This is a genomic window from Asaia bogorensis NBRC 16594 (assembly GCF_001547995.1).
Taxonomy (GTDB): Bacteria; Pseudomonadota; Alphaproteobacteria; order Acetobacterales; family Acetobacteraceae; genus Asaia; species Asaia bogorensis.
The window spans coordinates 935,536-958,192 of the sequence record NZ_AP014690.1 but is presented as its reverse complement, the minus strand read 5'-3'; the positions used below and the strand labels follow the sequence as shown (position 1 = coordinate 958,192).

Below are 22,657 nucleotides of genomic sequence, written 5' to 3'. Positions count from 1 at the left end.
TCGCCATAAGCCGGAAAATCAAGTCAAAACATAGACTTATCCAGATCATCGCCTCGGTTTCCGGCGCGACACATGAATTTTTTCGCGTGGTCGACGCAAAAAGTTCTTCCATTCTTCACAAAAACCGCGCTAGCGTTTCTTTGCGGCAACCGAGGTTGCTTCAAGTAATTCTCCGGAAATTACTCCGGTTGATTGAAGTAAAGTTCGGCCAACGCGAAATAGTGCGCATCGTGCGCCATGTGAAGAAGGAATACAGATATGTCGTCTGGTTTTTCCGTAAGCACATTTTCGTCGAAAACCATGATCTCGATCAGGGTTTTCTCTGCAGATGCCAAATATAAAGGGGTTGGCCCACCGTAAAGGCGCGCCTCGGCCCTACGCCACCTTGCTTTGACAGGTCTTGCGCAGGGCCACCCGTTCTACTCTCCTCAGATACTTTCTGCTTTCCAGTTTCGCTTCTTTGTCGACCTTCCGATACCGGGATTGAGACAGTTACAAGGGTCCAGATCCCGGTAATGGGCAAACAGGGCGTCATCGCCCTCATACAGATGACCGAGATTATGTTCCGCAGGATAGCGGGCCCCTCTCTGGTCCAGCTGCGTGAGCATTTCATGCTCGGTCGCTTCCGCTGACTCCCCCGGCTTCAGAACGTAATCCTGATGCATCACGTGGCAGAGAAAATGCCCGTAATAGAGCTTCTCCAAAATCCGGGCATCGAGTGCCGCGGGCAAGGTTTCGGACCATTCCCTGTCGTTGCGTCGCAGCGCAACATCAAGGGCAACAATCTCCCCCACCTTATGATCATGCACCGCGCGATAACGCAGCGCCGCACCGGCTGCCGCAAACCGATGCAGAAAGGCACGCTTGCCTTCATCAGGCGTGCAGGCGAACCAGTCTGTTCCTTCTGTCGCGAACGTATCGCGCAAATGCGCCTCGACCTTGGCGGCCAGATCTGCCGAGACGCGCAGCATGAGATGGTGCTCGAATCGCGCCTCGAAGGCGAGCATACGCTCTGGAATCTGCTGGGGTAACACACGCCCCAGCTTCTGCATGACCTTGTCGGTCAGGTGCGCAGGCAGCCATTTCCACTGACCAAGCCAGTCATCGAGCCAGGCCTTGGCCGCAAAAAGACGCGGAATATTTCTGGTGCCTGCGTAGCGTATGAGGGCCACCGTATCGCGCCCATAGGCCTCGGCAATACGAAAGGCATTGCGGTGCATGTATTCACCGGCGATCGGCAGCGTGTCGTAGGCCGTCAGCAGATGGCGGCGCAGATCCTCCAGCTTATCGGTGCAGTTCGTGCCTATATAGAAAACGCGGGAATCGAGCTCGGCCGGAAAGCTGTCAACGCGCACGGCAAAGACGATCAGCTTACCCGCGCAGCCGGATGCCTCGAACAGACGGCGCTCATCCTGGTTGAATCGCCCAGGTGTCTGGGCCTCAACATCGCGCACATGCGCGATATAGCCGTCATCATGCCCTTTCCGACCGGTCCATTCGATCTCGTCACGTGTGAACGCGCCACTTTCCAGACGGGCCAGCGCCTTGATGGGGTCAGCATCCAGTTTCACACCCAGATGGTTGACGAGCTCGAGTCGTCCCTCCGCCGTAACGCGACCATACAGGGCCATCTCGGTATAAGCCGGGCCGCGCTGCACCAGAGCGCCCCCTGAATTATTGCTGATCCCACCCAGCACCGAGGCCCCGATGCAGGATGAGCCAATAACCGAATGGGGCTCGCGCCCATAACGCGCGAGGGTGGTTTCAAGCTTGTGCAGGGTTGTGCCGGGCAGGCAGATCACCTGTCGGCCACCATCGATCAGATGCATGCCGCGCAGACGACGGGTGTTGATCAGGATGACGGGGCGATCATATGCGTCGCCGTCTGGCGTCGAGCCCCCGGTCAGCCCGGTATTGGCCGCCTGCACGATCATGATCTGGTCAGCCGCTACGCAAAGCTCGGCCACACGCCAGAATTCCACCAGCGTGCGTGGCCGGATGACCGCCCTCACCTTGCCCGATCCGAACCGGAACCCCTTGGTATAGGGCGCTGTCGCATGGGGCGCGACAAGCACATGCGGCGTGCCGACGATCTGACGCAACAGCACAAGAAGCCTGTCGGCATGAAGGGTCGGTTCGGTCAGACGCATGAGGGTCTTCCTTCTCGCAATGTCAGTCACGACGCCCTTTTTACGGGCGTGTCAGGCAGGCGCTCACCCGCACGGCGACGATGCGACCTGATCCGACAGACTGGCTTTGCCGTGCCATCGGATGCGCGTCCCATCGAGGGTAATCATCAGCCGATGCGGGTCATCCCGCCCATATAGGGGTGCAACACCTCGGGGATCTCGATCGCCCCATCGGCCGTCTGGCCGTTTTCCATGACGGCAATCAGCGTGCGCCCCACTGCCAGACCAGACCCGTTGAGGGTGTTCACAAAAGCCGGACCGTTCTCGGTGCGGTAGCGCGCATTCATGCGGCGTGCCTGAAAATCGCGCGTGTTGGAGCAAGAGGAGATTTCGCGCCAGGCCTTCTGGCCGGGCAACCAGCCTTCGAGATCGAATGTCTTGGCGGCACCGAACCCGGTATCTCCGGCGCAGAGCAGCATACGACGATAGGGAATATTCAGTCGCTCCAGAATGGTTTCTGCACAGCGCGTCATGCGCTCATGCTCATCTGCGCTGGCCTCAGGCGTCGTAACGGAAACCAGCTCGACCTTGCTGAACTGATGCTGGCGCAACATGCCGCGCACGTCACGCCCGGCCGACCCGGCCTCGGAACGGAAACAGCTTGAAAGCGCCGTCATACGCAATGGCAACGCCTTCGCCTCAAGGATCTCGCCTGCGACGCTGGCCGTGAGGGGCACCTCTGCGGTCGGGATCAACCAGCGGCCATCCGTGGTCTGAAAAGAATCCTCGGCGAATTTGGGCAGCTTGTCGGTGCCGTACATGGCCGCATCATTGACCAGAAGCGGCACGATGGTCTCGCTATAGCCAAATTCCTGCGTGTGGGTATCGAGCATGTATTGCCCGAGCGCACGCTCCAGCCGCGCCAGCGCCCCGCGCAGCACCGTGAAACGGGCCCCTGAAAGCTTGGCGGCCGTCGGGAAATCCATCAGCCCCAGCTGTTCGCCAAGTTCGAAATGCTGCTTGGGCTCGAAATCGAAAACAGGCACCTCACCCCATTGGTGAACAACCTGATTGGCCTCCTCATCGCGCCCTTCCGGCACGGTTTCATCGAGACGGTTGGGCAGACCGGCCAGCGTGGCGCTGATCTCGCTCTCGATTGTCGAGGCACTGGCTTCGAGCGCGGCGATATGATCGCGCAGTTCGACAGCCTTCTGCTCAAGGGTGCTGGTATCCTGCCCGGCTTTCTTGCCCTGACCGATTTCCCTGGCCAGCACCTTGCGCTGTGCCTGCTGCTCCTGAAGGACCTGAAGGGCCGCACGACGCTCCTCATCGCGTCGCACCAGATCACCGGCGACAGGCGACAGGCCGCGACGAGCCAGAGCCGCATCAAAACCAGCCGGGTCGGCGCGAAGGGCGCGCAAGTCATGCATGTCAGTAAAGTCCTGTCAGTTTTCAGTCGATCGTCGCAGGGCGCGGCTCAACGAGACGTGCCGTAAAGATCGAGATTTCATACAGAAAGATCAGCGGCACGGCGAGGCCCACCTGGGTAATCACATCGGGCGGGGCCAGTATGGCGGCAATGACCGTTGCACCGACAATGGCATAGCGGCGGAATTTCTTCAGGCCTTTGGAGGTTACAATGCCCACACGTGCCAGCAGCGTCAGCACGACGGGCAGTTCGAAAGCCGCACCGAAAGCCAGGATCAGCTTCATGACTAGAGAAAGATAATCCGAGACCCTCGCCTGCAACTCGATATGCAGCCCCTGCGAACCTGCCGGGGCCGTCTGAAACGACAGGAAGAAGCGCCATGCTATGGGGAAGATGAAGTAATACGCCATGGTCGCGCCAAGCAGGAACATGAGCGGCGTGGCAATCAGGAAGGGCGCAAAGGCCCGCTTCTCGTTGCGATACAGGCCCGGTGCGATAAAGATCCAGGCCTGCATGGCGATGATCGGAAATGACAGGAACACGGCCCCGAACACCGCCACGCGCACATAGGTAAAAAAGGCTTCTGACAGCGCCGTATAGATCAGATGCGGCTGCTCGCCCTGCTGCCGCATGATCTTCGCCAAAGGCTCGGCAAGAAACAGATAGATCTGCTCCGAGAAATGATAGCAGAGCAGGAAGGCGACGATAAACGCGACCAGAGACCAGATAAGCCGCCTGCGCAGCTCGATCAGGTGATCGAGAAGCGGCATGGCCTTGTCATCGAGGGAGTCGTTATTCGTCATGGCGCTGTCGGACATTCAGGCAGGATCACCCCCGGCGCATGGGCCGGGGCCGTTGAGACCTCTGGGGTCATGGCGGGATAGGGCGCTTGGGTAAGGTCGGGGGTCGCCGCAGCGGGATGACCGCTCATTGCGTCGCCAGGCTTTGACGATGCAGGAGGCACCGAGGCAGGCGCGGCAGGTGGCGGATCGAGCGCGACACGACGCCCATTATGGATGACCCGCAAGGGCGGAATGACGGCCGGGGCATGCCACAGCGTCTCTTCATGCCGGAGGCGACGCGCCGTTGCCGGGGGCAGGATCGCTGGACCAAAGGCCTCGGCCGGCCGGGCCGGACTGTGAGCCTCAACCTCACCGGTACCGTAGGCATGGGTATTGGGCGTCTCTGTCACGCCAGGCCCCGTGACCGGGATCGCGTTGTCCGTTCCGTGGGCCGGAAAGGAAAGCGACGGAGGAGGCGTGAAATCCAGGCTCTTGCTGATCGTCTTGTCGGAGTCGATCGTGCGCGCAATACGGTCCCGGAAGTCGAAGCGCTTCAGGTCGCGCAGATGGTCGCGTGCTTCACCCAGATCGGCCTCGCGGATCATCTCATCCACATGGCCCTGAAACTCGGACGCCATGCGGCGCACCGCCTTGATACCCCGACTGACGGCGCGAATGGCGGTCGGCATGTCCTTGGGGCCGATGAAAACCAGCGCCACGACAACGATCAGCGCAATTTCCGACCAGCTAAAATCGAACATCTTCCCCACTCATCTCAGAAACCCGGCTTCAGTCTTGCACGACGCCCGGCCTAGCCCGCGCCCTTCTGGGTCACGATACGATCATTACGCCCCGAAGCATCGGGATCGAGCAGCAATTCCTCACGCCGCGGCAGAGCCCCGAGATCACTCAGCCCGAAACTGCTCAGAAAATGCGTCGAGGTCCCCCATAAAATAGGGCGACCCGGTACTTCCTTGCGCCCTTTGGGCATGATCAGTCCATCCTCGATCAGGGTATCAAGCACGGTCTGGCTCAGCGAGACGCCGCGTATGCCTTCGATATCGGCACGGGTGCAGGGCTGATGATAGGCGATGATCGCCAATGTTTCCATCGCGGAACGGCTCAGCCGGCGCGGTTTCTCCACCACCCGTGTCAGTGCCGGGGCAATTTCCGGACGGGTCCGGAACTGCCAGCCTCTGGCGACCGACACCAGCTCCACCGCATGATCTTCATATCTTGCCACGACGCAGGCCAGAACCGGCCCCAGAAGCGACTCATCGGCCCCCTGCGAGACCACGAACTGCTTCAGCGCCGTTTCGGTGACGGGCTCAGCACTGGCAAAAATCAGTCCCTCAACCAGACGGGAGAGCGCGTTCACGGCCTCGAACGCGCGGTCGCGATGCGTCGCTGCCTGATGCGCGTCAGTGACCGCATCCGGATGAGCGATGGAACCTGGCGTCGATGAGGCGACCGACACATCTTCGGCCTGTTCCACTGCATCCGCAGGGGAGATCGGCCCGCCGGGCATGGAGAGTTCTGACATCAGCTTTCTGTCACTTCCTGAAAGTCACCCTGAGGGGCCCGAAGCATGATCTCGGCAAAAACGCTCTCCTGCCGCAATTCTACCGTGCCGCTCTTGGCCATTTCGAGCCCTGCCACAAGGGCGCTGGCCATGGCGGCAGCCCGTGCCCGTGGCGATGCAGCGGATTGCGCTGGCAAAAGCGAAGTCAGTTTCTGCCAGCCTACCACGTCACTCGTATTCAGAAGGCGATGCAGGGCCGAAACGGCTTCGGTCACGGTCCAGTAGCGCGGGCGTGGTGGCGCGTAGATACGTTTGCGTCCACGACGGCGGGTCATGGCCAGATAGGCGCCAATCAGCCCCATAAGATCCACCCGCAGCCCTGAACGATCGATACGCGTCATGTCCTCGCCATAGCCACGGGCAAAGACATGTTCGCCCAGTCTGGGGCGGTCATCGAGCCAGACGGCCAGCGCCCTGACGGATTCCAGCTCCTGCAATCGGCCCTGAAGCAATCCGGCGGCATCTTCAGCCTCGGCATCCGGCTCATTTTCGGCAGGGAGCAGTAGACGTGATTTGAGCCATGTCAGCCAGGCTGCCATGACCAGCCAGTCTGCGGCCAGTTCGAGTCTGATCTGCCGCGCGCCCTCAACGAAAGCCAGATATTGCTCAACCAGTTGCAATATCGAGATCTGTGCCAGATCGACCTTCTGGGCACGAGCGAGATCGAGCAACAGATCGAGCGGTCCCTCAAATCCGGTCAGGGAGAGATGCGGCGCCGATTCTAGATCTGCGCCATCCGGTACCATGGCCGACGAAAAGGCGGTGCTCCCCTCCCCCATACCGATCAGAAAACAGCCGGTGTGCAGGCAATCGAGCGTGCATGCAGGCGCACGCAGAACGACTTTGCGGCCTGGGTAGTGTCAAACCCGCCGACGCGCAGACGATAGAACACATGACCATTGATGGTCTTTTGCTCGATCGTCGGCGTGCGGTCGCTCAGCAGATCACTGGCCTGCTTCGAAAGCTTGCTCCACGTCGCCTTGGCGTCGGCTTCGCTGCCAAGGGCTGCAAGCTGGACCATATGCCCGCCCGTTGCCGTATTGGCGGCAGCGGTCTTGCTGGCAGAGTCAGTGGTTGCGGAAGACGATGCCGCAGGAGGGGCCGATGCTGCCTTGGCCGGTTTCTCGGACGGTGCGCGCTCGGGCACAGCTTTCTCCGGCACAGCTCTCTCAGACACAGCTTTTTCGGGCGTAGCCTTTTCGGGAGCCGTATTTTCCGCCGCCGCCGGGGCGGCAGACCCGCCCTGATCGGCTTCACCCTGCGCTCCGGTACCTTCCGGCAACTTCTGAACGGACGTGTCGGGCAGGCCACCAGGGGCGCTCTGCCCCGAAGCTCCGGCACTATCGGCTCCTGCATCCTGCCCTGCTCCCGCGCTTGCTGATCCAGCAGGCGCCGTTGCTCCAGCAGGAGGCGTCTCGGGGGCTGTGCGCGCCGCCAGCGCCTCGGGGCGTGGCTGCTCTGGTTCAGGGGCCAGATGCGCCTCACCCTTGCCTGTCACGTCAAGGTCGGTGCCATCACCCATGATCTGCATCCCGCCCGGATCGGCCGGGCGGTCGCGCACAGGACCGGGAGGCGGGCCAATGACGGGAATACCCCCTGAATGGCCGCCCAGCAGTGACCAGCCACCCACGCCAACCACGAGCAGCGCACCCAGACCCGCAGCCCCGTAAACGAGACGACGTGTCATGATGTCAGAGCCCAGCAGCGACGCCAGACCACCCCCTGCCCCGGCGCTGCGGCGCCTGAAGACAGGTTCGTCATCGTAATCGGCGCTCAGGCGCTCACGCGGAGAGGAAGTCTGTGACGATGCGCCACGAGAAGAGCCCGTCGCACCGTCATACCCGGCACCACCCGTAGCGTACGAAGGATAGGAAGGCGGACGCGTATCGGTAAAGCGCGGGTCATTGGCGCGCCGGTCCGGGCCACGGCCTGTTTCCTGGCGGGGGCGGTCATAGCCCCCGTCGCCACCCGGCTGATCGTCGCGCCAGTCTGGCGTATCGTCGTTCATCGCATCTCCTCAACCGGCTCGACACCGAGAATGGCTAGGCCACAGCGCAACACGCTGGCAACCGACGCCACGAGAGCAAGCTTGGCCAGACTCGCCGGGCGGTCCTGCTCATGCAGGAAGCGCAGCGTCGTATCCTCACGGCCCTTGTTCCACAAGGCATGGAAATCGGCCGCAAGCTCACCGCAATAATAGGCGATGCGGTGCGGCTCACGCGTCTGGGCAGCCCCCTCGACCACACGCGGGAACGTCGAGAGACGACGCAGCACCGCGAGTTCCACATCGGCATCAAGGCGCGACAGATCGGCACCGAGCAGGGAGGCATCGCTCGTGCTGTCAGCACCGAACATGGTTTCGGCACTGCGCATGACCGAGCGGCAGCGCGCATGGGCGTATTGAACATAGAAAACCGGGTTGTCGCGCGTCTGGGCCACGACCGCATCAAGGTCGAAATCCATCTGCGCATCGGCCTTGCGGGTCAGCATGGTAAAGCGCACGGCGTCGCGTCCCACCTCGTCCAGCAGGTCGCGTAGGGTCACGAAGGTACCGGCACGCTTGGACATGCGCACGGGTTCGCCACTCTTCATGATGCGCACGATCTGGCACATCACGACCTCGAACTCGGTCTTGCCATCTGTCAGTGCGCTGACAGCAGCCCGCATGCGCGAGACATAGCCGCCATGATCGGCGCCCAGCACATCGATCAGCACATCGGCTGCTTCGGCCTTCTTGGCGTGATAGCCGATATCATTGGCGAAATAGGTGTTGCTGCCATCGGATTTGCGCAGCGCACGATCCACGTCGTCACCAAACTGGGTGGAGCGGAACAGCGTCTGGGGGCGTGGCTCCCAATCTTCCGGCGTCTTGCCCTTGGGGGGTTCAAGCACCCCCTCATAAAGCAGCCCCTTGGCTTCCAGCGCGTTGATCGCCTCATCCACGCGACCACTGGCGAGCGTCTCGGCTTCCGAGGCGAAAACCTCGTGATGAATACCCAGAGCTGCAAGATCGGTGCGGATTTCTTCCATCATCGCCTTGAGCGTGGCGGCACGCACGATCTCGAACCATACGGAAGGCTCGGCGGCCTGCCCGGCCTCGTTCGCCAGCGCCTTGCCATGCGCAGCCGCAAGAGCCTCACCGATGGGGGTGAGGTAGTCACCCTGATATTGCAGACCGGTTGGTGTCAGCGCGGCAAAAGCCTCGGTATCGACCTGCGTGCCAATGGCCTGGAGGTAGCGCCAATATGCCGCCCAGGTCAGCGCAATGACCTGTGCCCCGGCATCGTTGATGTAATATTCCTTGGTTACATCATGCCCGGTCTTGGCCAGAAGATTGGCGAGAGCATCGCCTACCACGGCGCCACGGCAATGGCCCACATGCATCGGGCCCGTCGGGTTGGCCGAGACATATTCCACGTTCACGCGCTTGCCCGCACCCAGGCGCGACTCACCAAAACGCGGCCCGGCCTCGATCACGCTGCGCGCCACCGATTGCAGCACGTCAGGGCTGAGCGTGATATTCACAAAGCCCGGCCCGGCAGCTTCTGCCTTGGCGACACCCGGCAGCGCCACAAGCAACGGCACCAGATCGGCTGCGATATCGGCAGGACGACGACGGGCGAATTTCGAGGCCAGCAGGGCGGCATTGGTTGCCATGTCACCATGAGACGGGTCGCGCGTCGGCGTTACCTCGACACGGGCCGCAATCTCGTCAGGCAGATCGGCCACCACTGAACGCAATGCCTCACGCACCTGGTTCTGGTAACGGGCGAAAAGGCAGTCTGTGGTGGGCGTTGGTGTATCGGACATGAAGAGCCTTGCGTTCCTGACGTGTATTCTGCTGCCTGTATCAACCCAGCATCGAGAGTTCCGTCAACCGTCGATGTTCATCCATCGCAAATCGATCGGTCATTCCTGCGATGTAATCGGCCACGACACGTCTGCGCCCGTTCTCATCGCCCTGCTGTGCCTTTTCGCGCCAGCCATCGGGCAGCAGGCTTGGGTCTTCTGCCAATATCCCGAAAATCTCGCCCAGCGCCAAGCGGGCCTTGCGGGTCATGCGCTTCACCTTCCAGTGACGATACATGCGCGCATAGAGAAACTTGCGGATTTCCTTGTTCTCCAGCGCCACCTGCTCGCTGAAGGCAACCACGGGCCCTGGGGCCTGGCGGATGTCGTCTGACGATTCCGGCCGAAGCGCCTCGATATTGGCCCTTGTCTGCATCGTAAGATCGGTCACCAGCACGTTGATGACCTGCCTTATGGTCTCATGGCGTATCCGGCGTTCGCGATCATAGCGCTCGGTCGCCCTTGCGCCGCTCATCGCCCGCTCGAGCGCTGGTCCCACGATTGGCAGATTTGCGATATCCTCAAAGCGAAGCAGCCCTGCGCGCAACCCGTCATCGAGGTCATGGCCATGATAGGCGATATCATCGGCCAGCGCCGCCACCTGAGCCTCGGCAGAGGCATAGCTGGCGAAATCGAGGTGATGCTGGGCGTCGTATTCCAGCAGATAGGGCGTGGGGCGTTTGACCGGGCCATTATGCTTGGCCAGCCCCTCAAGCGTCTCCCATGTCAGGTTGAGGCCGTCAAAGGCGTGGTAGCGCCCCTCGAGCAGGGTCACGAGACGCAGGGACTGGGTATTATGATCGAAGCCGCCATGATCCTGCATGCAGGCTTTCAGCGCATCCTCCCCCGCATGGCCAAAAGGCGTATGACCAAGATCATGCGCCAGAGCGAGTGCCTCGGTCAGATCCTCATCCAGGCGAAGCTGGCGGGCAATCGAGCGGGCAATCTGCGCCACCTCAAGCGAATGGGTCAGGCGTGTGCGAAAGAAATCACCCTCATGATTGATGAAAACCTGCGTCTTGTATTGCAGCGTGCGAAACCCCGCAGAATGAATGACGCGATCGCGGTCACGCTGCCAGGGAGAGCGCGTGGGCGCATCCTCCTCGGGGTGCAGGCGGCCTCGCGCTGTCTCGCGACGCACGGCATAGGGGGCGACATCCTGACTGATCATCCACACTCTCCACTTTGCCCGCTTTAAGAGCATGGCCGGGCGCATTATATGGGAAAACATGAGCCAGACCACGCCCCCTTCCGACGCGGCCCTTGCGGGCAGCTTTTCGGTCTCGCCCGGTGCCGCTGCCCGGATTGTCGAGATCATCTCCCAGCAGGACGAGCCCGCGGGGCTGGCCCTGCGTGTGGCCGTGCTGGCCGGGGGCTGTAATGGCTTCCAGTATCAGTTCAAGCTCGACACTGACCGGGCAGATGATGATGTGGTGATCGAGCAGGACGGCGCAACGGTTCTGGTCGATCCGGTCAGCCTCGACCTACTGGGTGGGGCCCAGTTGCAATTCGTGGACAAGCTGATGGGGGCGCATTTCACGGTCGCCAATCCCAATGCTGCCTCGTCCTGCGGGTGCGGCACGAGCTTCTCCCTCGCATGAGCTTTACTTTCGCAAGCTGGAACGTCAATTCCATCCGCCAGCGTGAGAAACACGTGCTCGACTGGCTCGACCGCGTCAAACCGGATCTGCTCTGCCTGCAGGAATTGAAATGCGAGACGCATCTCTTTCCGGCAAGCTTTGCAGAGGCCGGATATCATCCGATTGTGGTGGGGCAAAAGGGCTATAATGGCGTTGCCATGCTGGCGCGCACGCCTGTCGAGGTGGTTCATGAGCGCCTGCCCGGCTTTGCCCATGAAGCCGCCCGCTATGTCGAAATTCGCATGGCAGGCATGACGATCGGCAATCTTTATCTACCCAACGGCAATTCGGGCGGGGCAGAAGGCTTTGCGACCAAGCTCGACTTTTTCGCGGCACTTGCCGAGCGGGCCAGAATCTTGCGCGATGAGGAAGCCGATTTCCTGTTCACGGGTGATTTCAATGTCTGCCCCACAGATGAGGACTTCGCCCCCGGTGCCTTGAGCCCGGGCGATGCTCTGCTTCGCCCCGAGAGCCGCGCAGGCTGGCATCGCCTGCTCTGGCTCGGGCTGACTGATGCACTAAGGGCGCTCAAACCCTCGGGACGACACTACACATTCTTCGATTATCAGAACGCCGCCTTCCAGCGAAACGCCGGCTTACGCATCGACCATGCGCTGCTGTCGCCAAGACTGGCCGAACGTCTTGTATCGGTCACGCCCGACCGTGATGAGCGGGCGAAAGATCAGCCATCGGATCACATCCCGCTGATTGTGACGCTGTCCTAGGCATTGGTTTTTGTTGGCCGTCGCTTGCGAAGGGCGCTACGGCCTTTACAGGTCCCCCTCATCCGGCTGTCGCGGCACTGGCCGCACCCGCACGAAAACGCATTCGGGGCGCGACCAAGAGCCGACACGCTCTTGTTGGGTGGCGGCAAGGCCGTCAATCGAAAGCGGAGGGTTCGTGTCAGGGGCAGTGCGGGTTTGGCAAACTTGTCAGGCTCTCGATCTGGCCTGACAGAACATAATCACCAAAATCGATCAGCAACCTGTCCTCGACGCCGTTCGTCCAGAGACGGTCGCTATAGGTCGAATCAGGCAAAAACGCCGCGTTGCCGACGCCAAAGCTCGCCACCGAGACCGGCACGGCGCTGAGCCCGTCAAAGAGCGCCCTGGGATTATCAGGCTTCACCTGCGCCAGTCGCCCCAGCGTGGCATAGCTTGGCGTCGCGCCATCGGTGGAAGCCCCGTCGAACAGATCACGCTCCAGATGCAGTACGCCCTTATGCGCGCCATCGAGCAATTGAAGGGTGAACTGCGTGGGAAAGACGACCCGTGCCGGCAAGGTCATGACCTTGGCCTCTGGCTTGGTAAAGCGCACCACCACATTGCCATTGCGCTGGCGTCTGGCCTCTCCGGCGGTCTCGCTGGTGGTTTCGTTATCCTGAGTCTGGACCGTCCGGAAAATGAAGGACCGCCCCTTCTTGTCCTCGAGCGTTGCAGATTGATAGCTCAGTGCCGAGACCGTGCCATCGGCACCGGTCACCTGCACATCGAGTTTCTGGCTGACCGACCAGACATCGCACAGATCATGAATCTGGTAAGTGGCCTGACCACCCGCCGTTGCCAGTGACCCCGCCTTGAGACGGGCGAGATCGAGCGTGTAGGTCACCTTATGCGCAAGCAAGGCTGGCTCGGCCTTCGGAACTTGCGCCGCGTGTGCCGGGGAAGCCAGACCGTAAAGGGCCAGCCAGAAACCCGACAGCGTACTGGCACCTGCCGAGGCCACAGCCCGAAGGCAGAGCATCGCAGGCGATGCTCCTTTTACCCGGCTCAATCGCATTTTTCTGCTCCGAGGGGGTCTCAGGCAGCCCCGTCCTTCTGGCCGGCTTCCTTCTGTCCCCCGTCCTTGACGACCGCAGCCTTGGGCTTGGGCGGCAGAATGGCGAGCGAGAGTTCCTTCAGGCGCGCGGGCTCAACCGGCGCCGGGGCTTCCATCATGAGGTCTTCACCGCTCTGGTTGAGCGGGAACAGGATGACCTCACGAATATTCGGCTCATCGGCCAGCAGCATCACAATGCGGTCCACACCCGGTGCCGAGCCACCATGCGGCGGGGCGCCATAACGGAATGCGTTGAGCATACCGCCAAAGCGCGCCTCGACCACGTCCTCGCCATAGCCGGCAATGGCAAAGGCACGGATCATGACTTCCGGCAGATGGTTACGGATCGCGCCCGAGGAGAGTTCGATGCCGTTGCAGACGATATCGTACTGATAGGCCTTGATGGTCAGCGGGTCCTGAGAGTTCAGCGCCTCAAGCCCGCCCTGCGGCATCGAGAACGGGTTGTGCGAGAAGTCGACCTGCCCCGTCTCCTCATTGCGCTCGAACATCGGGAAATCGACAATCCAGCAGAAACGGAACGCGTCCTGCTCGATCAGATCGAGTTCCTGCGCGATGCGCGTGCGCACCTGACCCGAGAACTTGGCCACGGCATCGCCCTCGCCTGCGGCAAAGAACACGGCATCGCCCGCCTTGAGGCCACAGGCTTCACGAATGGCCTCAACGCGATCGGCTTCCAGATTCTTGGCAATCGGGCCCTTGCCGCCATCTTCCTCGAAAATGATGTAGCCCAGACCGCCCGCACCGGCATCACGCGCCCAGCTATTGAGCTTGTCGAAGAAGCCGCGCGGACGCGTGCCGGCACCGGGGGCCGGAATGGCGCGCACTTCGCCGCCATTGGCCGCGATACGTGCAAACAGGCCAAAGCCGGAATTGGCAAAGGCTTCTGTCACCGTGCTGATCAGCAGCGGGTTGCGCAGGTCCGGCTTGTCGGAGCCATAAAGACGCATTGCCTCGTCATAGGGGATACGGCGGAAAGGTGCCGTGTCGACCTTGCGGCCCTTGCCGAACTCGGCAAACAGGCCGCTCAGCACGTCTTCCAGCACGGCAAACACGTCTTCCTGCGTAGCGAACGCCATCTCGAAATCGAGCTGATAGAACTCGCCGGGGCTGCGGTCAGCGCGTGAGGCTTCATCGCGGAAGCAGGGCGCGATCTGGAAATAGCGGTCGAAACCCGCCACCATGGCCAGCTGCTTGAACTGCTGCGGTGCCTGCGGCAGCGCATAGAACTTGCCCGGATGCAGGCGCGCAGGCACGAGGAAGTCACGCGCGCCTTCAGGCGAGGACGCGGTCAGGATGGGCGTCTGGAATTCGGTAAATCCGTGGCCGATCATGCGCGAGCGCATGGAAGCGATGACTGCCGAACGCAGGCGGATATTGGCCGCCATCTTCTCACGACGCAGGTCGAGGTAACGATATTTGAGGCGCAGGTCCTCGGGGTAGTTCTCGTTGCCCGCCACCTGGAAAGGCAGGACGGCGGCATGGGAGCGGACCTCGATCTCGCGGGCGCGCAGTTCAATGGCGCCCGTCGGGAGATGCGGGTTGCGCTGGCCGTCTTCACGCGCCACGACTTCGCCCGTAACCGTAATCACGCTCTCGACGCGCAGACGCTCGACAGTCTCCAGCAGATCCGTCCCCGAAGGAATGACGATCTGGGTGACGCCGGTCTGGTCGCGCAGATCGATGAAGAGAAGACCACCATGATCGCGCTTGCTGTGAACCCAGCCCGACAGACGGACGGTCTGACCGGCGTCGCTTTCGCGCAGGGCGCTACAGCTATGCGTGCGATAAAGGTGCATGGGCGTCTTCCTGATTCGTAACCACGGGGTTGCGGGGGTGTTCCCCCCGCGAATGAAGCGCAGGAAGCCGCTCCACCCCTTGTCTGTCAAGCATCGTCGAAGGTGACGGCTTCCTTCGCCATCTCTTTTGGACGTCCCGCCATGGCGAGACCCACGATTTTATCACCCTTCAGATAACGTGCCGTGAAATCGAAGCGATCCGCCTCGCCGTCGATCTCGACCCTGTCAAAGCTCTGGGGCCAGCCGAGATATTCGATCTTGCGGTCATATTGCTGCGTCCAGAACCACGGCACGGGCAATGCTCCGCCGGGCAGGCCCAGCATGGTGCGTGCCGCGATACGCGCCTGACACTGCGCGGTGCGCCAGTGCTCGATGCGGTAACGCTGGCCGTCATGCGCCATGCTGGCGATATCGCCCACCGCATAGACATGAGGGGCAACCCGCATGGACTCATCCACATCGAGCCCGTCCTGATTGTTGATGGCGTAATCAGGCAGATAATCCAGCACCGGGCTGGCACCGATACCGGCCAGAACCAGATTGGCGCTGATGGTGCTTCCGTCATCCAGCGTCACAGCGCTGACTGCCTTGTCTCCCTCAATGGCCTTCACCTTGCGCGAGGCGATGAAGGCGACGCCTTTCTCCTCATGCAGGCTGCGCATGGCACCTGCCACGCTGTCGCCAAGCTGCTTCTGGAATGGCAATTCGCTTTGCGACACCACCGTTACGCCAGCCCCACGCTTGCGCAAGGCCGCCGCCGCCTCCATGCCGATAAAGCCGGAACCGATCACGACAACACTCGTATTCTTGTCCACCGCCGCGATGATCTGCTGGGCGTCCTGTGCGGAGCGTAGCCCATGCACTCCTTCCAGCGTGGCGCCGGGCACATCCAGCTTGCGGGCGCGAGAGCCGGAGGCAAGCAGGATATGATCCGGCGTGAACGGATTGCCTTTCTCCAGCGTGATCAGGCGGGTTTCGAGATCGACCTTGACCGCCCGATCAACCAGCCGCTCGATCCTGTGCGCGTCATACCATTCCGTCGGGCGCAGAGCCGGAGGAGGTGCCCCCTCCTCACCTGAGCCAAGCACCATCTTGCTGAGCGCTGTGCGGTCGTAGGGCAGGTCTGGCTCAGGGCTGATCAGTACCACGCGTCCGGCGAAGCCTTCCTCGCGTAAGGTCACCGCCGCAGCAATCGCCGCCGCCCCGGCCCCGATGACGGCAACGAATTCGTGCTCGCGCATAGGGGCTGGCGCCGTCTGGCTCATGGGCTGTTTGCCCACGAGCACGCGATCATCATGAACTTCAACCGGGTAGCGATTGAGCGGATCGAGAGCGGGCGGCTCAATCAGGCGACCACTCTCGGCCGAGAAACTCGCCTTGTGCCAAGGGCAGACAAGCTGCACATCGCCCTGCAGCGAGCGGCAGGCCACACCCTGCTCCATCGGGGCTCCCTTATGCGGGCATTTTCCGTCGAAGGCCCGGATCTGATCGCCTGAGCGATAGAGAACCAGCGCCTTGTCGCCGATGGTAAAGGGCGTGATGACCTCCTCCGGAAGGTCATTCAGGGCCATAACATCGGTCCAGTCCAGCAGATCTTGGCTCATGTCGTTTCCAGTGCAATCGGATGAATCAGTGTTGGATACCGATTGCAACGCCGGGAAGCGGATCGGGTTGAGGCCTCTGGCTCGCGTCATCCCCCTGAAAGCAGCGCGTAACGTCAGCGAGCCCGGATCGGGTCATGACACGATACGGTAGCGATCAGTGCGAGACCTTCGCCTGCCCTTCCCCGATCTGACCGAGCAGAGGAGGCCGCTCGACGCCTAGCGGGGCCGTGCCATCAGCCAGTCATGGACCACCCTGTTTGTCCGCCCGAAAGAAAGCGGCGTCACGCTCACATGTTTCTCGGTGATGGCACGGGTTTCCGTACCGGGTGCGTCACCCTCGTGATCGCGCTTGAGATGCAGCCAGTGATAGGCCGCGCGGCGCATATCCTCGCGCGCCACAACCTCGACATCGCGCAGCAGCCCGCGGCCTTGCGTCGTCACCACGGCCTCCTTTGCCTCGCTGGCGGGACAGGCAGGAAAATTGATGTTCAGGCAGGCGGGCTCCGGCAGCGCGAGGGGGGCGAAGGCGGCAATGACATCCGGCGCCAGTTTTCGGGCTGTTTCCCAAGGCACATTATTGCCGTCGCTGAAGGCCTGACTGAGCGCAAATGCAGGCAGGCCGAGAAGCATGGCTGTCATGGCCGCCCCCACCGTGCCGGAAAACACCGTCTCGACGCCTAGATTTGCCCCACGATTGACCCCGGACAGGACAAGGCTCGGGGCCGCGTCGCCCAGAATATGCCGTGCCGCAATGGCCACACAATCGCCCGGCGTGCCGGTCACGGCGAAGCGCCTTGGCCCATGCTGATGAACACGCAGCGGGTCATGCAGGCTGAGTGCATGTGAGATTCCACTCTGATCCCGCGCCGGGGCAACCACCCATACATCATCCGACAGCTGCGCTGCCACGTCCTGAAGGAGCTCCAGACCGGGCGCGTCAATGCCGTCATCGTTGGTCAGAAGGATACGGCGGAAAACAGGATGGCTCATTCTGGAGTTTCTCCTCACGGATAGCGGGGCGGACAGAGATCATGCCCCGACGCCGGACATGGACAAGCGACCCTGTCACGATCTGTCGGCGGGCAAAAGAAAACCCGGCGTGAGGGCCGGGTTTTCCAGAAATCAGTCGTGGATCTGAGGCTTCCGCATGAATTGCACTGAGGCTGCATAGCCCGGAGATCCGCTCGGATCAGGCCATGATGACGGGCTCAGAAGGAATCGTCGCCCCAGCCGCCACCGCTGTCACCACCCCAGTCTCCGCCGCTATCGCCGCCATTATTGCCCCAGTCATTGGCGTCGTAGTTCTGCCCGGCGTCCTGACCGCCCCCGGCAAAGGGATCGTTACCCGCACCGCCGTAATTGTTGTTGATGATGGTTTCACCGCCACCAAAACCCCCGGCAGCATCGGCGCCATGATGGCCCGAAAACAGGCTTTCAATGGCGTTGGCAGCCAGCATACCGCCCGCGACACCGGTGGCCGTGGTCAGTGCCGAACCGAGAAAGCCCGACCCGCGCTGCTGGAACATGCCGGTCGAGTAACCCGGAGGCAGGTTGGCCTGCGGCGGCGGAGCGTAGCCCTGCTGGCCATAACCCTGCTGACCGTAGCCTTGCTGGGGCTGTCCACCCCAGCCCGGAGGCGGCGCCGATGACTGCTGGCGATTACCGCCGCCAAACAGACCGCCAAACAGACCGCCACCGCCCTGCGGGCGCTGCTGCTGTGCCTGTTGCAGCTGGGACTGCGCCTGCTGCAACTGGAACTCAAGCTGGCGGATGCGGTTCTGCGCTTCGGCCAGCGCCACTTCCTGCACCACAGCCATCTGGGTCACGCGGTAGCGGGCTTCGGGATATTTCTGGAAGTTATCCGCAATCCAGCGATCCGCCTCGGGATCGACCGGAGGCAGATTGGCCGGGGCCTGAGAGCCGCCAAACCCGCTATTCGGCGCTCCGCCGACGCGGGCAACGAACTGCGAAATAAGATCACGCTCTTGCTGGTTCATGGGGATGACTCTCCATCCGGTCAAAATGATAACGGCATATAATGTGGTTTGGGTCGGAAAGAGTTGCAAGAGCCCGTCTCAAAGGCCAGGCCTATTGAGTGTGGCACCTGAGATTGGCTTGTTTGGGCTGTCAGGGTAGAACAGGGCAAGTGAACAAGACCGGAGCCTCGATCCTTGACCCCCTTGCCCGAAAACGGCGGACGCCCCCTTTCCTTTCAGGATCTGATCCTGCGCCTGCATCAGTTCTGGTCGGCACAGGGCTGCGCCCTGCTCCAGCCCTATGACACAGAGCTTGGCGCGGGCACGCTCTCGCCGCACACCACCTTGCGGGCATTGGGGCGCAAGCCGTGGAAGGCCGCCTATGTGCAGCCCTGCCGCCGTCCCTCAGATGGCCGCTATGGCGAAAACCCGAACCGTCTTCAACATTATTACCAGTATCAGGTTCTGCTCAAGCCAACACCCGAGGACAGCCAGCGCCTGCTGCTCGACAGCTACCGTGCCATCGGGATCGATCCGGAAAAGCACGATATCCGCTTTGTAGAAGATGACTGGGAAAACCCGACCATCGGCGCCTGGGGTCTGGGCTGGGAAGTCTGGTGCGATGGCATGGAAGTCACGCAGTTCACCTATTTCCAGCAGGTTGGCGGCATCCCGACCGTCGTACCCTCAACCGAGCTGACCTACGGGCTTGAGCGTCTGGCCATGTATGTGCAGGGCGTCGAAAACGTCTATGATCTCGACTTCAACGGTCAGGGCCTGAAATATGGCGATGTCTTCCTGCGCGCCGAGCAGGATTACTCGCGTCACAATTTCGAGCTGGCCAATACCGAAATGCTCATGCGTCACTTCCGTGATGCCGAGGCGGAGTCTGTCCGTCTGGCAGAAGCCGGTGTCGCCCAGCCTGCCTATGACCAGTGCGTCAAGGCCAGCCATCTGTTCAACCTGCTCGACTCACGTGGTGTGATCTCGGTCTCGGAGCGTGCCTCTTACATCGGTCGCGTGCGCAATCTTGCGAAGCTGTGCTGCGAAACCTGGCTTGCTGGCGACGAGGAGTCGAAATAATGGCCGAATTCCTTCTCGTTCTCGATTGCGAGGAAATTCCCGCCCGGATGCAGGAAACGGCGGGGCAAGATCTGGCCCGTCTGGTCAGTGAGGCCCTCTCGCCCCTGTCACCCGTAAACGTCACAGCTTTCTGGGGCGCGCGCCGTATCGGCGTCTCGCTTGAGATCAACGATCAGATTGCTGAAACGACGCAGTCCGAGCGCGGCCCGCGCGAGAGCGCGCCCGAACAGGCGCTTGCCGGTTTTCTGCGCAAGCACGGTGCCGAGCGCGATGCGCTCGTGCTCGAAAACGGTTTCTGGGTGCTCAATCGCACACTGCCAGCCATCACCGCTTCCCAGCAGATTGCAGCGACCATTCCCGGCCTGCTCTGGCGCTTTCCCTGGCCCAAATCCATGCGCTGGGGACAGGGCAGCGCTTTCACCTGGGTACGCCCCTTGCGCCGCGTGATCTGCCTGCTTGACGGCAAGCTGGTGCCTTTCAGCCTCGCTACCGACGCCGATGATGCCCACGGGCTCGTGGCCGGTACGCAGACCGAAGGCCATCGCTTCACGGCACCGGAAGCGTTCGAGGTGACGTCCTTCGAGCAGCTCAGGAGCGAGCTGTTTGCCCGCAAGGTCGTGCTCGACCCGGCGCAACGCCTGTCGATCATTCGCGACGGGTTGCAGGCTCAGGCCGAGAGGGCCAGCCTGACCCTTGTGCAGGATGACAAGCTGGTCGAGGAAGTTTCGGGTCTGGCTGAATGGCCCGTTGCCCTGCTCGGGCGTATCGACGATGCCTATATGGATCTGCCCCCTGAAGTGATGCAGGTCTCGATGCGCATCAACCAGCGCTATTTTGCGCTGCGTACGGCAGACGGCAAGGCAGCACCGCATTTCGCATTCATCGCGAATATGGACTTTGCCGATGGTGGCGCCCTGACCATTGCAGGCAACGAGCGCGTGCTGCGGGCACGCTTTGCCGACGCCCGCCATTTCTGGGATCTCGACCGCAAGACGACGCTGGCCGATCGTGTTGCGGCGCTCGATGCCGTGACCTTCCATGCCCGCCTCGGCAGTCAGGGCGCGCGCGTCCAGCGCATCGTGACGCTGTCCGGTATCGTGGCGCAGGCGCTGGGGCTGGATGACACCGCACAGAACCAAGCAAAACGGGCCGCCCTGCTGGCCAAGGCCGATCTGACTACCGGCATGGTTGGCGAGTTCCCCGAACTTCAGGGGATCATGGGTGGCTACTACGCCCGTCATGACCATGAGGGCGATGCCGTTGCGGATGCGGTGGCAGAGCATTACATGCCGCGCGGCCTGAATGACGACACACCGCGCGCGCCTGTCTCGGTCGCCGTGGCTCTGGCAGACCGTCTGGATCTGCTGACGGCCTTTTTCGCCATGGGCGAGACACCAAGTGGCTCGGGCGACCCCTATGCGCTGCGGCGTGCGGCGCTCGGGATCATCCGCATCATCCGTGACAACCAGTTGCGCCTCGATCTGACAGCCCTGATCGCACAGGCTGCGCAGAACCTGCCCGAAGGCCTGCGCGAAGGCGGCGAGCTCGCCGCCCTGCCCGGCTTCCTGGCCGAGCGCCTGCGCGTGCAGCTTCGCACCGAGGGCGAGCGTCACGATGTGCTCGCCGCCACACTGGCAGGTGGACTGGATGGCGACCTCGTACGCCTCCTGGCCCGCACCTCGGCATTGGCCGAGATGGTGGACACGGATGACGGACGCAACCTGCTGGCGGCCAGCAAGCGCGCCGCCAATATCCTGCGTATCGAGAACCGCAAGGACGGCCCGCATCAGGGTGAACCCGATGCGGCACTCTATGTGCAGGATGAGGAGCGCGCTCTGGGCCACGCTCTTGCGGCCGCCCGCAAGGATATCCACGATGCCTTGGTGGCAGAGCGCTTTGCCGAAGCCATGCGTGTGGCAGCAGGCCTGCGCCCGAGCCTCGATCAGTTCTTTGCCGAGGTGACGGTCAATGATCCCGAGCCCGCTCGACGCCTCAACCGCCTGCGCCTTCTGACCCAGATTGGTGAGACACTGACCGAGATTGCCGAGTTCGGCCAGATCGAAGGCTGATATCGACGCATACCCCTGTCTCCGACGCCTGAAGCGATGGAGACAGGAGACTCCCTGCCTCAGCCGGGGCAGCGCCGCCCACAACTCTTGCGCAGTCATTCCGCGGATAATGCGGCCGCAAGCTGTACCCGGCGGTTTTGTCAGCCACAGTCTATCTTCCTATCAGACAAAAGCGCCCATCTGGGCTCGGGGAATGCATCGTCGCGAGTGTTGCCTGATATCAAAGCCCTGCAAACGACTTGCGCCGTGATTCCGCGGAAATGCTCCCTCACGTTCCCGGTTCCGGCTTATGGACGATGGCGCCTCAAACTCCCCAGACCCCAACGAGAATCACGCGGGGTTCTCGCGCCTGCGCTCTGTCCATGATCCGTGTCGGCAGGAAGAAGAAGCGCTCCGCGCCGAGCTTCCTGCTCAGTGCCCTATCGTCTCGCCCGGCGGGGCGCGTCCGTGGCCGACCAGACTGGCATCCTGATAGGCCGGTCCAAACGCACCGATCGATGTGCCTGTTGTCGGATCGTGCCCCGGTGCTCCATTCCCCACAGGAAGAAACTGCCGCCCGAAATCCACAATCCTGCCAATCGTGGTGCGCCTTAAAGGCGGTGCCGCCATCGGGCGAGGCATTGGCGCGGGTTCCCAGTGTCCCGATCCCGCCAAAGGGCCATTTGAGGGCGGAACCATCTTGCCGGCAGGCATATCGAGCTGGAGCGGCAGGACGGTCGAGAAGCCTTTCGCGCGGGCCGGATAAGGCAATGAGGCAGCCACGCAGGCCACAACGATCATCATCCGCACACGGTCTTGGATCATCTCGAAGCGTCCTTAGGAGCCAGAGACACGATCTTCAGATTCTGATCCGGAGTCGCGCAACAGTTTTACGGGTCA

19 protein-coding genes are annotated in these 22,657 nt (G+C 62.0%); 4 read left to right on the top strand and 15 right to left on the bottom strand.

The window, feature by feature from the left end; all coding sequences use genetic code 11:
- Nucleotides 1–428: 428 nt before the first annotated feature.
- The 9 genes from dld to Asbog_RS04235 all read right to left on the bottom strand — a co-directional run bounded on the left by dld (nt 429) and on the right by Asbog_RS04235 (nt 10,942).
- Nucleotides 429–2,150: a D-lactate dehydrogenase gene (gene dld, locus Asbog_RS04275; protein ID WP_062164201.1), complete on the bottom strand. Its 1,722-nt coding sequence runs from the start codon at nt 2,148–2,150 to the stop codon at nt 429–431.
- A 146-nt stretch (nt 2,151–2,296) separates the two neighbouring features.
- Nucleotides 2,297–3,559, bottom strand: coding sequence for a serine--tRNA ligase (serS, locus tag Asbog_RS04270; protein ID WP_062164200.1), 1,263 nt, complete (start codon nt 3,557–3,559; stop codon nt 2,297–2,299).
- 22 nt (nt 3,560–3,581) lie between these two features.
- Nucleotides 3,582–4,376 (bottom strand): twin-arginine translocase subunit TatC, encoded by a 795-nt coding sequence (gene tatC / locus Asbog_RS04265; RefSeq protein ID WP_171840661.1) that lies wholly within the window; start codon nt 4,374–4,376, stop codon nt 3,582–3,584.
- Entirely contained in the window at nt 4,358–5,101 is a 744-nt protein-coding gene (gene tatB / locus Asbog_RS04260; RefSeq protein ID WP_083510699.1) for a Sec-independent protein translocase protein TatB, read from the bottom strand. Before tatB ends, tatC begins: the two co-directional genes overlap by 19 nt.
- Nucleotides 5,102–5,151: 50 nt before the next feature.
- A complete protein-coding gene (gene scpB, locus Asbog_RS04255; RefSeq protein ID WP_231944653.1) occupies nt 5,152–5,883 on the bottom strand; it encodes an SMC-Scp complex subunit ScpB in 732 nt (243 codons plus the stop codon).
- Nucleotides 5,883–6,668, bottom strand: coding sequence for a segregation and condensation protein A (locus Asbog_RS04250; protein ID WP_062165700.1), 786 nt, complete (start codon nt 6,666–6,668; stop codon nt 5,883–5,885). The genes scpB and Asbog_RS04250 overlap by 1 nt, the downstream gene beginning before the upstream one ends.
- 38 nt (nt 6,669–6,706) lie before the next feature.
- Nucleotides 6,707–7,930, bottom strand: a complete 1,224-nt coding sequence (locus tag Asbog_RS04245; RefSeq protein ID WP_062164199.1) for an SPOR domain-containing protein — start codon at nt 7,928–7,930, stop codon at nt 6,707–6,709.
- A complete protein-coding gene (gene argS, locus Asbog_RS04240) occupies nt 7,927–9,732 on the bottom strand; it encodes an arginine--tRNA ligase (protein ID WP_062164198.1) in 1,806 nt (601 codons plus the stop codon). Before argS ends, Asbog_RS04245 begins: the two co-directional genes overlap by 4 nt.
- A 40-nt stretch (nt 9,733–9,772) precedes the next feature.
- Complete coding sequence (locus tag Asbog_RS04235) at nt 9,773–10,942, bottom strand: deoxyguanosinetriphosphate triphosphohydrolase (RefSeq protein WP_062164197.1); 1,170 nt, start codon at nt 10,940–10,942, stop codon at nt 9,773–9,775.
- Between the two features lie 58 nt (nt 10,943–11,000).
- Between Asbog_RS04235 and erpA the strand changes: the two genes are divergently transcribed.
- The gene (gene erpA, locus Asbog_RS04230) at nt 11,001–11,372 is read left to right on the top strand and encodes an iron-sulfur cluster insertion protein ErpA (RefSeq protein WP_062165699.1); all 372 of its coding nucleotides are present in this window, start codon (nt 11,001–11,003) and stop codon (nt 11,370–11,372) included.
- A complete protein-coding gene (gene xth / locus Asbog_RS04225) occupies nt 11,369–12,136 on the top strand; it encodes an exodeoxyribonuclease III (protein WP_062164196.1) in 768 nt (255 codons plus the stop codon). Before erpA ends, xth begins: the two co-directional genes overlap by 4 nt.
- Nucleotides 12,137–12,314: 178 nt before the next feature.
- Here the strand turns inward: xth and Asbog_RS04220 are convergent, their stop codons facing one another.
- The 5 genes from Asbog_RS04220 to Asbog_RS04200 all read right to left on the bottom strand — a co-directional run bounded on the left by Asbog_RS04220 (nt 12,315) and on the right by Asbog_RS04200 (nt 18,647).
- On the bottom strand, nt 12,315–13,154 hold the full coding sequence (locus Asbog_RS04220; RefSeq protein WP_062164195.1) for an EipB family protein: 840 nt from the start codon (nt 13,152–13,154) through the stop codon (nt 12,315–12,317).
- 56 nt (nt 13,155–13,210) lie between these two features.
- Nucleotides 13,211–15,046 (bottom strand): aspartate--tRNA ligase, encoded by a 1,836-nt coding sequence (gene aspS / locus Asbog_RS04215; RefSeq protein WP_062164194.1) that lies wholly within the window; start codon nt 15,044–15,046, stop codon nt 13,211–13,213.
- Nucleotides 15,047–15,132: 86 nt separating this feature from the next.
- On the bottom strand, nt 15,133–16,650 hold the full coding sequence (locus tag Asbog_RS04210) for an FAD-dependent oxidoreductase (protein WP_171840659.1): 1,518 nt from the start codon (nt 16,648–16,650) through the stop codon (nt 15,133–15,135).
- A gap of 216 nt (nt 16,651–16,866) precedes the next feature.
- Complete coding sequence (gene surE / locus Asbog_RS04205) at nt 16,867–17,640, bottom strand: 5'/3'-nucleotidase SurE (RefSeq protein WP_062164193.1); 774 nt, start codon at nt 17,638–17,640, stop codon at nt 16,867–16,869.
- A gap of 218 nt (nt 17,641–17,858) precedes the next feature.
- Nucleotides 17,859–18,647, bottom strand: coding sequence for a DUF2076 domain-containing protein (locus Asbog_RS04200; RefSeq protein ID WP_062164192.1), 789 nt, complete (start codon nt 18,645–18,647; stop codon nt 17,859–17,861).
- Nucleotides 18,648–18,821: 174 nt separating this feature from the next.
- Here Asbog_RS04200 and Asbog_RS04195 point away from each other — a divergent pair, with 174 nt between their 5' ends.
- Nucleotides 18,822–19,709 carry a glycine--tRNA ligase subunit alpha gene (locus tag Asbog_RS04195; RefSeq protein ID WP_062164191.1) on the top strand — a complete coding sequence of 296 codons (888 nt, stop codon included), beginning with the start codon at nt 18,822–18,824 and terminating at the stop codon, nt 19,707–19,709.
- The gene (gene glyS, locus Asbog_RS04190; protein WP_062164190.1) at nt 19,709–21,778 is read left to right on the top strand and encodes a glycine--tRNA ligase subunit beta; all 2,070 of its coding nucleotides are present in this window, start codon (nt 19,709–19,711) and stop codon (nt 21,776–21,778) included. The genes Asbog_RS04195 and glyS overlap by 1 nt, the downstream gene beginning before the upstream one ends.
- Nucleotides 21,779–22,189: 411 nt before the next feature.
- On the opposite strand, the gene Asbog_RS04185 is transcribed toward glyS, so the two are convergent.
- A complete protein-coding gene (locus tag Asbog_RS04185) occupies nt 22,190–22,582 on the bottom strand; it encodes a hypothetical protein (RefSeq protein WP_062164189.1) in 393 nt (130 codons plus the stop codon).
- Between the last annotated feature and the right edge of the window lie 75 nt (nt 22,583–22,657).